The sequence below is a fragment of the Gordonia sp. NPDC003950 genome (assembly GCF_053605205.1).
Map to the genome: position 1 here is coordinate 32,276 of NZ_JBSGIT010000007.1, position 14,157 is coordinate 46,432.

The 14,157-nt window shown below is 67.9% G+C and carries 10 protein-coding genes; 7 read left to right on the top strand and 3 right to left on the bottom strand.

The window, feature by feature from the left end; all coding sequences use genetic code 11:
* The first annotated feature begins 11 nt into the window (after positions 1-11).
* Positions 12-872 carry a hypothetical protein gene (locus ACWETB_RS07705; RefSeq protein ID WP_452210352.1) on the top strand — a complete coding sequence of 287 codons (861 nt, stop codon included), beginning with the start codon at positions 12-14 and terminating at the stop codon, positions 870-872.
* 29 nt (positions 873-901) lie between these two features.
* Here the strand turns inward: ACWETB_RS07705 and ACWETB_RS07710 are convergent, their stop codons facing one another.
* Positions 902-3,571 (bottom strand): cytochrome P450, encoded by a 2,670-nt coding sequence (locus ACWETB_RS07710; protein WP_452210354.1) that lies wholly within the window; start codon positions 3,569-3,571, stop codon positions 902-904.
* A gap of 89 nt (positions 3,572-3,660) precedes the next feature.
* Here ACWETB_RS07710 and ACWETB_RS07715 point away from each other — a divergent pair, with 89 nt between their 5' ends.
* On the top strand, positions 3,661-4,941 hold the full coding sequence (locus tag ACWETB_RS07715; RefSeq protein WP_449744751.1) for a glycosyltransferase: 1,281 nt from the start codon (positions 3,661-3,663) through the stop codon (positions 4,939-4,941).
* Positions 4,942-5,044: 103 nt separating this feature from the next.
* On the top strand, positions 5,045-5,809 hold the full coding sequence (locus ACWETB_RS07720; protein ID WP_449744750.1) for an HAD-IIB family hydrolase: 765 nt from the start codon (positions 5,045-5,047) through the stop codon (positions 5,807-5,809).
* A 27-nt stretch (positions 5,810-5,836) separates the two neighbouring features.
* Here ACWETB_RS07720 and ACWETB_RS07725 read toward each other — a convergent pair whose 3' ends face one another.
* Entirely contained in the window at positions 5,837-7,258 is a 1,422-nt protein-coding gene (locus ACWETB_RS07725; RefSeq protein ID WP_452210357.1) for an amidase, read from the bottom strand.
* Positions 7,259-7,554: 296 nt separating this feature from the next.
* Positions 7,555-9,315 (bottom strand): alkaline phosphatase D family protein, encoded by a 1,761-nt coding sequence (locus ACWETB_RS07730; protein WP_452210359.1) that lies wholly within the window; start codon positions 9,313-9,315, stop codon positions 7,555-7,557.
* Positions 9,316-9,544: 229 nt separating this feature from the next.
* On the opposite strand from ACWETB_RS07730, the gene thyX reads away from it, so the two are divergent.
* The 4 genes from thyX to ACWETB_RS07750 all read left to right on the top strand — a co-directional run bounded on the left by thyX (position 9,545) and on the right by ACWETB_RS07750 (position 14,083).
* A complete protein-coding gene (gene thyX / locus ACWETB_RS07735; protein ID WP_348803529.1) occupies positions 9,545-10,297 on the top strand; it encodes an FAD-dependent thymidylate synthase in 753 nt (250 codons plus the stop codon).
* Positions 10,298-10,427: 130 nt separating this feature from the next.
* Positions 10,428-11,333 (top strand): 4-hydroxy-tetrahydrodipicolinate synthase, encoded by a 906-nt coding sequence (gene dapA, locus ACWETB_RS07740; RefSeq protein ID WP_449744747.1) that lies wholly within the window; start codon positions 10,428-10,430, stop codon positions 11,331-11,333.
* Positions 11,333-13,339, top strand: a complete 2,007-nt coding sequence (locus ACWETB_RS07745) for a ribonuclease J (protein WP_452210361.1) — start codon at positions 11,333-11,335, stop codon at positions 13,337-13,339. Before dapA ends, ACWETB_RS07745 begins: the two co-directional genes overlap by 1 nt.
* Positions 13,340-13,447: 108 nt before the next feature.
* Entirely contained in the window at positions 13,448-14,083 is a 636-nt protein-coding gene (locus ACWETB_RS07750) for a TIGR03085 family metal-binding protein (RefSeq protein WP_449744745.1), read from the top strand.
* The last annotated feature ends 74 nt before the right edge of the window (positions 14,084-14,157 follow it).

Consider the following 14,157-nt stretch of genomic DNA (forward strand, 5'->3'; position numbering starts at 1 on the left):
TCACCGCGGTCATGTACAAGCCGCAATATCTGCTGTACGGGATCCTGTGGACCCTGGCATTCGAGGGCACCGCGGCACATCTGAGCGGTCACGAGTGGCGGCCCGCAGCGGCGACCGCGGTGCGGATTGTCGTCGTCGTCATCGTGTTGCTCTACCTGCGCATGGTCGATGAACAAAAGGACCTCGAGTACGACCGTCTGCACCATCCCGATCGACCCCTGGTGACCGGTGCGGTGACCGCCGCCGATCTGCGCGTCGGGATGGCGGTGATCGCCGCTGTCGCGGTGGGGGTCTCGGCGCTGTTGTCGTGGGGATCGGCGGTGGCCATCGCGGTGGTCCTGGCCTACGGGCTGGGATTGTGGGCCGCCGAGTCGATGTGGCCGGCGTTGCGCGACGGCGTGCTGGTGAACCTGATCATCACTTACCCGATACAACTCCTGATCGCCGGCTATGTGCTGGTGTCGGGGATCGGCACCGGTCAGATCGACGCCGACGGGCAGGTCGGCTGGGCGGTGCTGATCGTCGCTGCCGCGTTTTTGCAATTCGAGTTCGCGCGCAAGATCTCCCGTAGACCCAGGCCGGGGGAGATGTACTACTCCAACACGCTGGGGGCGTGGCCTGCGGTCGGGGTGTCGCTCGGTCTGGTCGCCGTCGCCGTGGGTGCAAGCCTCGTCGCCTTGGCGCCATGGCGGTTCGGCGGATGGCCCGCCGCCCTCGGGTGGTTGCCCCTGGCGACCGCGATGATCCCGGGACCGGCCGCAGTCGCATTCCGTCGTGGCGGCGACGACTATTCGCCGGTACCCGCCGTCATCTTCGTCCTCGCGTTGTATCTCGAACTGATCGTGGCCGCACTGGTGGTGCCGGTGTCATGACGTGTTCGACGAGGAAGGTGATGCTGCCGTCACCGACGGACCTCGAGTCGTACCCGCAGATGCGACGGCGACGCGACGAAGTCGGTGGTCGACGGACGAACCGGGCGCGGGTCGGCGAGCCGCGGCGTCCGGCGCGCGAACAATGCCGCCGTGGCGAGCAGGATCGTCGACATCGCGAAGTTGCTTCCCGGGCAATGACGTTCGCCGACGCCGAAGGCAAGGTTGGCCCGTTTGTCGAGATGCTCGACCCGCCCGGGCGCCCAGCGGTCCGGATCGAAGGACTCCGGATCGGCGAAGTACCGGGGATCGTGGCTGACCAGGTACGGACTGTAGATCACCATCGCGTCGGCCGGCAGGGTCAGACGGCCGGTGGTGTCGTCGCCGAAAGTGACCGGACCGTCGGCGTTCTGACTGCTGATCCACGGACCCCACATTCGCAGTGTCTCCTGGACCACCCGCCGCAGGTACACCAACTCGGGCAGGTGGTCGGCACGGACCGGGCCGTCACCGACCACCCGCGTCACCTCGTCGACGACCCGCGCCATCACCGATGGTGCCCGCAGGATCTCGTACCAGACCCACGCGAGAATCGAAGCGGTGGAACCGACTCCGGCGGCCACCATCAACAGCAACTCGTCGACGATCTCGTCATCGGTCAGTCCGTCGGCGGGGTCGTCGGTGTGGCCGACCAATACCGACAGCACATCGTCGTGATCGCGGTCCTCGGTGCGGTACGCGGCGACGACGGCGCCGATCTCGCTGCGCAGCATGGCCGCTCGTCGGGCGAAGCGACGGTTGGCCACGATGCGCAGACGTTGCACCGGCGCCGGCAGCGCACCGCGCACGATCACCTCGCCCAGCAACCAGGGCACGGTGTCGCGGACACGTTCGAGGGCGGACGCGCCGAAATCGGCGCTGAACAGGGTGGAGGTGACGGTCTCCAGGATCAGTCCGTGTGCCTCGGTGGTGAGGTCGACGGTGTCCGCGGCGGGCAGTCGGCGCGACCACGAGTCGACCAGCGCGGCGGTGGTGATCGCGTATCGGGCGAGCCGGCCCTGCCGCAACGCCGGCGCCATCTGCCTGCGGCGCTTCTCATGTCGACTGCCGTGCAGCACGTTGGAGGCCTCGCGGATGGCCTCGTGCATCGCGCGCGCGAGGTCGTCGCGATGGAACTCGCCGGCGGTGCGGAAGCCGACCTGGCGGATGAGGTCCGGCGTGGTGAGCAGATACGCCGGCGAGCGCCCCAGGTTCAGGCGCACCACCGGGCCCACCGCACCGAGGGTGCGGATGAAGTGCAGACCACGGCGCAATGCCACCACGCTGTGCCCGAGAACCGGCACCGCGCCGGGTGCGGCGGGAACCTCGTCGGGTGTCGCGGGCAGGCGGGTGTGTCGCGCCCGGGCGTCGTCGATGAGATCGGAGTACAGCGAGATGATGTCGGTGCTCAGTTCCGATTGCCGGACGGGCGATGCGCCGCCGATGCCGGACGAACCGACTCGCGACAGGCGATCGGCGGCCTCCCGCAGGCGATGGCGATCGTCGGCGAGCCCGGCCAGCAACCCGGCCATCGTCGATGTGGTTGTGCCACCGAGGAATCCCGAGCCGGCGTGAATGCTCTCGGCGACGTCGGGATCGCTGTGGATCACCGGGAGTCCGGCGGCGGCCGCCTCGGTGAGGACGAGTCCCTGCGTGTCGAACCCGACCGAGGTGAACAACAGCGCGTCGTACCCACGCATTGCCGTGATCACCGCGGCGCGGTCCCGCCGACCGAGGAGACGAACCCGATCGGCGACGTTCAGTTCGGCGATGCGGTTGGCTGCGGCGGCGATCTGGTCGCCGTCACCGATGAGATCGAGTGTGACACCAGGGGATGCGGCGACAGCCTCGATCGCCTGAAGGGGCCGCTTCTCGGCGGAGAGCCGGCCACACCACAGCAGGCGCAACGGGCCATCCGCGGGATCGGGCCGCGATCCGGTGAGTTCGTCGATGAGGGCGTCGTCCACGCCGTTCGGGATCACCCGCACGTCGCCGGCGTAGCCGTGGTCGGTCAGCCGCGTGGCGAAGTGGTGGCTGGGTGTGATCACCGCGTCCGCGGCGCGGCACTGGGCGATCATGGTGTGCCACACGTGATGTGCCGCGCGCGATTCCGTGATTCGGGTGGTGCGGGCACCGCGGGCACCGCGGGCACCGCGGGCAGCTCGGGCACCAGGCACCGCATCGGACGGTTCCTCCCGGCCGCGCTGAGAGATGGCCGCGCGGTGCAGGATTCGCATCGCGAGGGCGGTCGGCAGGGGTGCCGGCGAGGTCAGTTCGACGAAGGCGTCGTCGCGGCTGTGCATGGTCTGGACGAGCGGCAGATGATGCCTGCGAGCGGCACGCACCCCGGCGGCGCCCACACCGTAGGTGGTGTGCACGTGCACCAGGTCGACCGGGCCGCGACGGGTGAATTGCTCATCGATGAGACCGGCGACCGACCGGGTCGGAAAGACCGCGGGAAAACCGTTGACGGACAAGCCGAACACCGGTGGCAGGGTGACGAGCCAGTCCGCCGCGGCGGTCGGCTCGTCGCGTTCGGATTCCGGTGCGAACACCGTCACCGTATGTCCACGGCGTCGCAGTTCTCGCGCCTGGTCGGCGACGGCAACCGAGATCCCACCCAGGGTGTCGGGGTGGAAATCGGTGAACATGGCGATGTGCATCACCAGCAGGGTAACCACATACGGCCGTGCGCGGCCAGCATCGTCGGCGGTCGCGCCGTCGTCTGGATGACGAATCGGAGGACAGCGCAATGAAAGTGGCGATACCACTCACGGGCACACGAGGTGATGTACAGCCGGCCATCGCACTCGGGCTGGAACTCATCCGGCGGGGCCACGACGTCCTGGTGGGTGCACCACCCAACCTCGTCGACTTCACCGGCCGCGCCGGACTGTCCGCCGTGGCGTGCGGACCCGATGTGGCGCAACTGTATTCGTCCGACGAAGGCCAGCGGGCGTTGGCCGCCGGCAGCACCCTGGCGCTGATGCGGATGGTCGGCGATCAGATGGCCGCCTACGCCGACCAGATGAACTCGGAGGTCATCGAGGTGTGCCGGGGGGCCGACGTCGTCGTCGCGACACTGCTCACCGAGGACCGCGCGGCGTCGGTCACCGAGGCATTCGACATTCCGCTGGTCACCATGCACGGATTCCCGGGGCGGCCGAGTCGCACCTACCCGTTTCCGGGGGCGCTTCCCACTCATCTGCGGCCACCGGCACTGGTGAACCGGGCCACGTGGACCATTGCCGACAACCTCCGTCGAATGGTGTTCCTACCGTACCTCAACCGTCTGCGTCGTGAACTGGGCCTGCGACGCAGCATCGCCACACCGACGGAGATGTGTGCCCGGCGTGGCGTGCCGGAGATCCAGATCTATGACCCGGCGCTGGTACCGGGTCTCGCCGAGGAGTGGGGCGACCGCCGACCCTTCGTCGGGTTCCTGCCGCTCGAGCGTGACGCTCGAGAGGCCGTCGGAGAGATGGCCGACGGACACGGCGAGGTGATGGACTGGATCGACGCCGGAGATCCCCCGCTGTACTGCGGATTCGGATCCATGCCGATCCGGGATGCGGCGGCCACCGTGGACATGGTGCGCGACGTCGCGGCACGTTTGGACACCCGCATCCTGGTCAGTGCCGGGTGGAGTGATCTCGATGCCGATCCTCCTGGCAGCGATGAGCGGGTCCTGGTGACCGGCGCGCTCGCCCACGACGTCGTGTTCCCGCGGTGCGTCGCGGCCATGCATCACGGTGGTATCGGCACCACCTTCGAAAGCCTGCGCGCCGGACTGCCAACCCTGGTGTGCTCGGTGTCCTTCGACCAGCCGATGTGGGGTGCACAACTCGAGCGACTCGGCGTCGGCGCCCACCTGCCGTTCGTGAAGCTCACCACGGACTCGTTGACCGCATCCCTGCGCACGGTGCTGGAACGCGATGTCGGGGTACGTGCGCGTGAGTTCGCCGGGCGTCTGGCATGTCGCACCGATGCGACGGCACGGACCGCCGACATCGTCGAGGCGGCGGCCCGGTGACGAGTCGATGCGCGGAAGTGTCGGTGGCCATGACATCCTGATCTCCACGAAGTCCACCCGCCGCGCCCCGGTGGGGCGATCTGTTTCGAGGAGTGAGCGCACAATGTCGGTGACCTATGGCGGCCACGAGTATCGGCTGGTCATGTTCGATCTCGACGACACTCTTGCCCCGTCGAAGAGTCCACTCGACGACTCGATGGTCGACGTGATGCGGCGCCTGCTGCAGCGCAGCCTGGTGTGCATCATCTCCGGCGGACGCTACGAACAGTTCCGGGCCCAGGTACTCGATCGGATCGGCGACATCGACGACGTAGCCAACCTGCACCTCATGCCCACCTGCGGCACCCAGTACGTGCGATGGTCCGACGGTCAGTGGCAGACCGTTTACGCCGAGGACCTCACCGACGATCAGAAGCAGCGCACCCTCGACGCATTGGAGACCGGCGCCAAGGAACTCGGTGTGTGGGAGTCGGAGACCTGGGGACCGATCCTCGAGGATCGCGGGAGCCAGATCACGTTCTCCGCGCTCGGTCAGTCCGCACCCGTGGATGCCAAGAAAGCATGGGATCCGGACGGCGCCAAGAAGGAAGCGCTGCGTGCCTACGCACAGGAACGACTGCCCGATCTCGAGGTGCGCAGCGGTGGCTCGACGTCGGTCGACGTGACCCGAAAGGGAATCGACAAGGCCTACGGCGCAGGCAAGCTGATGGAGATCCTCGATCTGAAGCTGTCCGACATCCTGTTCTTCGGCGACCGCCTGGATGAGGGCGGCAACGATCGTCCCGTACAGGACATGGGTATCGACTCGGCGGCCGTGCACGGCTGGGAAGACACCCACGCGAAACTTGTTGCGCTGCTGGAGAACTGATCGGTAACGCCGGGGACCACGGCGCGGTCAGAAGTGATCGAGGGGTGGCCGCCGTCGAAGTTCCTCGCGACGCAGGCTCTCGATCTGCACCGCTGTCGACAGCACCACCGGTTCACCCCCGGGCGGGCCGATGACCTGCACGCTCTGCGGAAGACCGGCCCGATCGAATCCCACGGGAACGGCAGCGGCGGGATTGCCGAGCACATTCCACATGCTCGTGTACGACGAGACATCGGACGCGGCCCGTGCGAGACCGACAAAACCGTGACGGTCGATCTGGCCGATCGACAGCGCCGTCGTCGGCGTGGTGGGCGTGAGCAGCACATCGACATCGGAGAACAGGGTGGCCAGAAAGCTCTGTGCGGTCGCCTCGGCGTTGCGTTCGGCGCGTCCCACGAACGGGCGCAGCACGCGGCCCAGCGTGGCCATCCGACGCGTCGGGCGTTCCAGGAGATCGGGATGCTCCACCCGGGACGCCTCCTCGGCCACTCCCGTTGCGACCTGAATCTGGAAGGGGATCGCGACATTCGGGTAGTCGGGGTCATCGTGCACCACCTGGTGGCCGGCGGCGGAGAGGTGGTCGGCCAGCGCGGTGAGCGCCGTGACGGATTCGGTATCGGCTTGCCCGCCACGCATCGGGTTGCGGGTGGAGACCAGAATCCGGAGCGGCTGCCGCGGAGAAGCGGCGGCCTCGGTGAAGGTGCCGGCCAATGGTTCCGCGCGGAAGCGATCGGTGTCGGCGGCGCCGGCGATGACGTCGTAGATGAGTGCGCTGTCGGCGACGGTGCGGGTCAGCGGGCCGAGAGTACCCAGGGCTCGCCACAGATCCGGGTGGGGTGCGGTCGGAACCCGGCCGCGCTGTGGTTTGAGGCCGAAGAGTCCGCACCAGGAGGCGGGCAGTCGGATGGATCCACCACCGTCGCCACCGATCCCGGCGGCCACCATTCCCGACGCCACCGCGACCGCGGTACCCCCGCTCGACCCGGCCGGTGATCGGGTCGGATCCCACGGATTGCGTGTCCACCCGTGCGCGGCGGACTCGGTGAACGGCCAGATCCCGAACTCGGGCATCCGGGTCTTGCCGATGATGATGGCTCCCGCCGCGCGCAGTCGACGCACTATCTCGGCGTCGTCGCGTGCCGGTGTGAGAACGGCGCCGCCCCCATAGGCGGTGGGGAGTCCCGCGACGTCGTTCTCGTCTTTGACGGCGATGGGGATGCCATGGAGCGGTCCGCGCAAGGTTCCCGCGCGACGTTGCGCATCGAGGTCATCGGCGGTCGCACGAGCCGAGTCGCTCAGGACGTGACCGAAGGCGTTGAGCGTCGGATTGAGGCGCGCGATCCGGGCGAGGCTGTGCTCGACGAGGTCGCGGGCGCTGACCACGCCGTCCGTTATCCACCTGCGCTGGTCTGTGACCGTACTGAACGCCAACTCCACCACGCAGGTCATTATGACGGGTAACGATCTGAGGTGTCGAGGCCCGTGCGATGCGGCTGGATCGGTGATGTGTGCCGGGGTGCGGATTCGCCGGCGCTGTCAATGGAAAACCGAGCGCTGTCAACGGAGAACCGGGCGCTGTCAATGGAAAACCGAGCGCTGTCAATGGAAAACCGAGCGCTGTCAACGGAGAACCGGGCGCTGTCAACGGAAAACCGAGCGCTGTCAACGGGGAACCGGGCGCTGTCAACGGAGAGCCGGGCGCTGTCAACGGAATTGCGGGCGCTGTCGGTTGGGCCACGGCGCCGTCAGGTGATGGGGCCTGCCGCCGGTTTGACGTACGGGGCGCCGCTGGCGACCGCAAAGGACCGCGCGTGGTAGCTGCCCGTGCGGGGATCGGTCTTGTCGGTGAGGAAGTACCAATCCATCTGTGTCGCAGACGGAGTGACGGTGAGGACCGAATAGCCGTGGGCGTCGAAATCGTTCCATCGGACGTGCCGGTTGGCGGCGATGAGGCCGGTGGTGACGGCCGTGCCCGCGGTGTGTTCGGGTACACCGAGAATGTCGTCGATGTTGCTCGACGTCACCGAGGTGACCACCAATTCGGTTGCCACCGAGCCCTTCTGGGGATAGGCCGCCGCGTCGACGGGGACGTCGCACGCCCACGACGAGTGGATGTCGCCGGTGATGAAGACGACATTGTTGATGCGGTTCTTCGTGATCGTGTCCAGCAGCCGATGCCGGTCGGCGGTGTAGCCGTCCCACTGATCGGGGTTGTAGGGCATGCCCTCCCGGGGGAGTCCGAGGGTCTCGGTGAGGGCGGAGGTTGTCTGGGCGTCCAGGGGTGGCAGCAGCACCGGGCTGATCATCACCGGATTGCCGACGATGCGCCACCGCGTGGATGAGTCGACCAAACCGTCTGTCAGCCAACGCATCTGGTCGGCTCTGGTGATCGATCGAGCCGGGTCGTCGATACTGCTCGAGGTCATCGACGCCTGTTCGTCGCGGTAGGTGCGCAGATCGAGCATCGACAGTTCCAGTAGTCGTCCGAAGCGGAGGCGGCGGTACAGGTGGCGGCCGCCGGCATCGGCGGCGGGGCGGACCGGCATCCACTCGAAGTAGGCGCGCTCCGAGGCGGCCTTGCGGGCCGCCCACGCACCCTCGTCGGCCGAGTGGTTCTCGGCGCCGCCGGACCAGGCGTCGTTGGCGGATTCGTGGTCGTCCCAGGTGCAGATCCAGGGCAGGAGACGATGCAGCGCCGCCAGATCCGCATCGGTCTTGTACTGTGCGTGTCGGATCCGGTAGTCGTGCAGGGTGATGATCTCGTTGCGGGGTTCGTGCGTGCGCACCGCGCCGGTCTTGCCGGTGTACCCGCCGTGTTCGTATTCGTAGAGGTAGTCGCCGAGATGGACGATGGCCGTCAGGTCGCGGTGGTCGCGCAGATGACGGTAGGCGCCGAAGTATCCGGCCTCCCAGTTGGAACACGACACCACGCCGAAGCGGACGCGCGCGACGTCGGCGTCGGGCGACGGCGCGGTGCGGGTGTGTCCGGTCGGTGACACGGCGCCTGCGGCCGGACCCGAGCTCACCCGGAACCGGTACACGTAGCGTGTGTCGGCCGACAATCCCGTTGCGTCGACCTTCACGGTGAAGTCGGTGTCCGGTCCGGCCACTGCCGAACCGGACGACACCACGTGGGTGAACTGCTCGTCGCGTGCGATCTCCCAGGCCACGGTTGCTGCGACTCCGCGCCCCGAACCCGGCGTCGCATCCGCCGTCGGTGTCACCCGGGTCCACAGGATCACCCGATCGGCCAGCGGATCCCCGGAGGCGACGCCGTGCGCGAAGACCGGATGGCCCGGCGCGGCCGCAGCCGGCGACCGGGCCGACAATGGTGCTCCGACGACGGCGGCGGAGCCGGCGATCAGCCCGGACCCCAACAGCGTTCGGCGTGACGTGCCGGTTCGTCCGAGATCGGGCCGTGTCGATCCGGTGGACGCCGAATCGGTGGTGGATGCGGTGATGATGTCCCCCGGACGCTCGCGATGATGGTGTGCGAGGCACATCATGCGGCACCGGCGGCGGTCCGCGCGAGTTCGGGCACACCGAAATCGTGTGGTCGGCAAAATGCGTCACCGGGGCGTCGCCTACTGTTCATCCCCCGGCTGTTCATTCCCCGCGACTCGGCGGTGAATCGTCGGCGTCGGCGAGGGCACGTCACCGGCGTCGACGCCGCTGGTGGACAATCGGTGGGATCGCGCGGCCGCGTGGCCGGCGACGACCAGATGAGGAGTCGACGTGTCGGAGATGGTGCCGTTGCGAGTGCAGATGGTGGCCGCCACTGCCTTCACCCCGCCCGCGGAGGTGCCATGGACCACTGATGCCGATGGGGGAGAGGCGCTCGTCGAGTTCGCCGGCCGGGCCTGCTACCAGAGCTGGGACAAGCCCAATCCGCGGACCGCCACCAACGCCGGATACCTGCGGCACATCCTGGAGGTCGGTCATCTCTCACTGCTCGAACACGCGACGGTGACCTTCTACATCACCGGGATCTCACGGTCGTGCACCCACGAACTCATCCGGCACCGGCATTTCTCCTACTCGCAACTGTCGCAGCGCTTCGTGCCCGAGCACGACTCGAACGTCGTGCCGCCCCCGGCCATCCGGGGTGACGACGAACTCGAGCGGCTGTTCACCGAGGCCACCGATGCGAGCCGGGAGGCCTACACCGAACTGCTGGCCGCCCTGGAAGCGAAGTTCGCCGACGTCCCCAACGCCATCCTGCGACGCAAGCAGGCCCGTCAGGCCGCGCGGTCGGTACTGCCCAACGCCACCGAGACGAAGATCGTCGTCACCGGCAATTACCGCGCATGGCGGCATTTCGTCGGCATGCGGGCCACCGAACACGCCGACGTCGAGATCCGCCAGCTCGCCGTCGAATGTCTACGGCAACTGATGGAGGTCGCACCGACCGTCTTCGGTGACTTCGAGATCGGCGAACTGGCCGACGGCACCGAGGTCGCGACGTCGCCGTTCGTCCTGGAGGGCTGAGCGACCCCAGCGCCGTATGCAGGTGCCAACAGCTGACACCTACGGACGGCACTGGCAGGGGACACGCCGGACACGCGTCACCTGCGACCCGTTCGCTCCGGCGAGGACCGCCACGGTAGCCTTGAGCACCATGAACGCAGCCGCTTCGCAGCCACAGGCGCACCCATTCGGGACCAACGTCGTGGCCATGGTGACCCCCTTCCGGCCCGACGGTTCGCTGGATCTGGACAAGGCTGCCGAACTGGCCGACCATCTCGTCGGAAAGGGCTGCGACGGGTTGGTGGTCTCCGGCACCACGGGGGAGTCGCCGACGACCACCGTCGCCGAGAAGCTGGATCTGTTGCGTGTGGTGCTCGACGCCGTCGGTGATCGTGCCCGCATCACTCAGGGTGCCGGTAGTTATGACACCGCCGAGAGCATTCGTTTCGCCCGGGCATCGGCACAGGCCGGTGCCCATGCCCTGCTCGTCGTCACGCCCTACTACTCGAAACCGCCGCAGGCCGGGCTGCTCGCACATTTCCGTGCCGTCGCCGACTCCACCGACCTACCGGTGCTCCTCTACGACATCCCGCCACGCTCGGTGGTGCCCATCGCCAACGAGACGATGCTGGCGCTCGCCGAGCACCCCCGGATTCTCGGGGTCAAGGACGCCAAGGGCGATCTGCATTCGGCCGCCGGACTCATCGCGTCCACCGACCTGGAGTACCTCTCCGGCGAAGACGCGCTGAACCTCCCGTGGCTGGCGATCGGCGCCACCGGATTCGTCAGCGTGATCGGACATCTCGTCGCGGATCGCCTGCGCGACATGCAGATCGCCGTGGAGAAGGGTGACATGCAGGCCGCGCGTGCGATCAACGTCACGATGCTCCCGCTCGTCAACGCGATGGGACGCCTGGGTGGGGTGACGATGGTGAAGGCGTCGCTGCGGATTCTGGGCCTCGAGGTCGGCGATCCCCGACTTCCTCAAGTGCCCGCCGACGGTCAGCAGATCGAGGCGTTGAACGCCGATCTGCGCGCAGCAGGGTTGCTGAGCTGATGACCCGCCCACCGCGTCGCCGCAGCGCCCGCCGCCAGGCCGGCCCGCCCGAGATCGCTCCCGAACAGCAACCGGCCGAACAGAATCCGGCCGATCAGACCACATCACCTCACACCGCCGACAATGCCGAACCGCCGGTGGTCGCGGTGTCCGAGGTGCCCGACACCACCGTTCCGGACAAACCGGCGGCCACCCGCGGGGGCAACCAGGGCTCACGCCGATCCGGACGACACGAGCGGCGTGACAACAGGGGATCCGAGAACAAGGGACCGGGCAACAAGGGATCGGGGCGGAACGCATCCGGTTCGTCGCACACCGCCCCCGTCGACCGGCTCGGCACTCCACGCCGTCTGCCGAAGGGTGCGCTGCGCGTGGTCGCGCTCGGCGGGATCGGTGAGATCGGCCGCAACATGACCGTCTTCGAATACGGCGGACGGCTCCTCATCGTCGACTGTGGGGTGCTGTTCCCCGAGGACGCCCAACCCGGCGTCGACCTCATCCTGCCCGACTTCCGCTACATCGAGGACCGGATGGATGACGTCGAGGCCGTCATCCTCACCCACGGACACGAGGATCACATCGGTGCGGTGCCATTCCTGCTCCGGTTGCGCAGCGACATCCCGGTGATCGGCTCGAAGTTCACGCTGGCATTGGTCGAGGCCAAGTGCCGCGAGCATCGGTTGCGTCCCAAGCTGATTCAGGTGCGTGAGGGTGAACGCACCCAGCACGGCCCCTTCGAATGTGAGTACTTCGCGGTCAACCACTCGATCCCGGACGCCATCGCCGTGGCAATCCGCACCCCGGCCGGTGTGGCGCTGCACACCGGCGACATCAAACTCGATCAGTTGCCGCTCGACGGCCGGTTGACCGACCTCGCCGGTTTCAGCCGCCTCGGTGACGAGGGCGTGGACCTGTTCCTCGTCGACTCCACCAATGCGGAGGTCCCCGGCTTCGTCACGCCCGAACGTCAGATCGGCGGTGTGCTCGACCAGGTGATCGGCAAGGCGCGGGGGCGCGTGATCGTGGCCTCGTTCGCCAGTCACGTGCACCGCATCCAGCAGATCATCGACGTCGCCCGCGCCCACGACCGCCGGGTCACCTTCGTCGGCCGGTCGATGGTCCGCAACATGCAGATCGCGCAGGATCTCGGATACCTCGAGGTGCCCGCCGGGGTCGTCATCGACATGGACACCGCGGCCACCCTGCCCGATCACCGCGTCGTCCTCATCTCCACCGGGTCGCAGGGTGAACCGCTATCCGCGTTGTCGCGGATGGCCCGCGGTGAACATCGACAGATCAACATCCGCTCGGCCGACCTCGTCGTGCTGGCATCCTCGTTGATCCCGGGCAACGAGAACTCGGTGTTCGCGGTGGTCAACGGCCTGGCGAAACTCGGTGCGACCGTCATCACCCAGCAGAGCGCCAAGGTGCACGTGTCGGGTCACGCCTCGGCGGGTGAACTGCTGTATCTGTACAACGCCGTCCGGCCGAGCAACGCGATGCCGGTGCACGGCGAATGGCGGCACCTGCGTGCCAACGCCGCCCTCGCCGAGGCCACCGGGGTCAACCCCGACAGCATCATGCTCGCCGAGGACGGTGTGGTGGTCGACCTCATCGACGGGCAGGCACGGATCGTCGGGCGTGTCCCCGTTGGCCACGTCTACGTCGACGGACTGTCGGTCGGCGACGTCGGCGAGTCCACCTTGTCGGAGCGACTCGTCCTCGGTGAAGGCGGCTTCATCGCGATCACCGTGGCGATCGACGCCACCACCGGTCGTGCGGTCAGCACCCCGGAGGTCTCCGGACGCGGATTCTCCGACGATCCCGACGCCCTCAAGGCCGCGGCCGATCTGGTCGATCAGACCCTCGACGCGCTGGCCGCCGAGGGTGTGTCCGACACCCATCGCATCGCGCAGGCGATCCGGCGCGCCGTGGGCCGATGGGTCGCCGACACCTACCGCCGGCGCCCGATGATCGTCCCGACGGTGCTGGCGGTCGGCGACTGATCGCTGCGGTCGGATCACCGGCCGACCGGTCGTTGGAACACAGTCGTTGGAACACAACGGCCGGACCGTCGCTTCGTCGCGCACGCCTTAGGGTCTTAGGGTGGAGTCGTGAGCTACGCACAGGATGAGCGCCAAGCCCTTGTCGAGACCTTTCGTGACGTCGGTCCGGATGCCCCCACGCTGTGCGAAGGATGGACGACCCGCGACCTGGCCGCGCACCTGGTGGTCCGGGAGAGGCGACTCGACGCCGCCCCGGGCATCCTGATCAAGGCCCTCTCCGGTCATACCGCCAAGGTGCAGGACAAGGTGGCCGCCGAGGCGGGATGGTCGAGGTTGCTCGACGACATCGCCTCCGGACCACCGATCTACTCGCCGATGAAGCCGGTCGACCGCTGGGCCAACCTCGCCGAATACTTCATCCATCACGAGGACGTGCTGCGCGGCGCGGCCGATCCCACCAGCGACTGGCAGCCCCGCCGCCTCGACCCGGGGCTCGAGAAGGCCCTGCTGACACCGCTCAAGACGATGGGCAAGATGTCGGTACGGTCACTGCCCGCGGATGTATCGCTCTGCCTGCCGGATGGCACCGTCGCACTGCGCGGCGGTTCGGGACCCGCGGTCACCGTGACCGGACCGGTCGGTGAATTGATCCTGTTTGCCACCGGCCGCAAGCCGGTGGCGGTGACCTTCGACGGTGATCCCGCCGCGATCGAGGCCGTGAAGGCGGGTGTGCACGGGTTGTGATGTGCCCGTGATGGGCGCCGGCCCGCTGGGGTCACAACTTCGACACACGCCCGTGTTGCCTGTGTTGCCCGTGT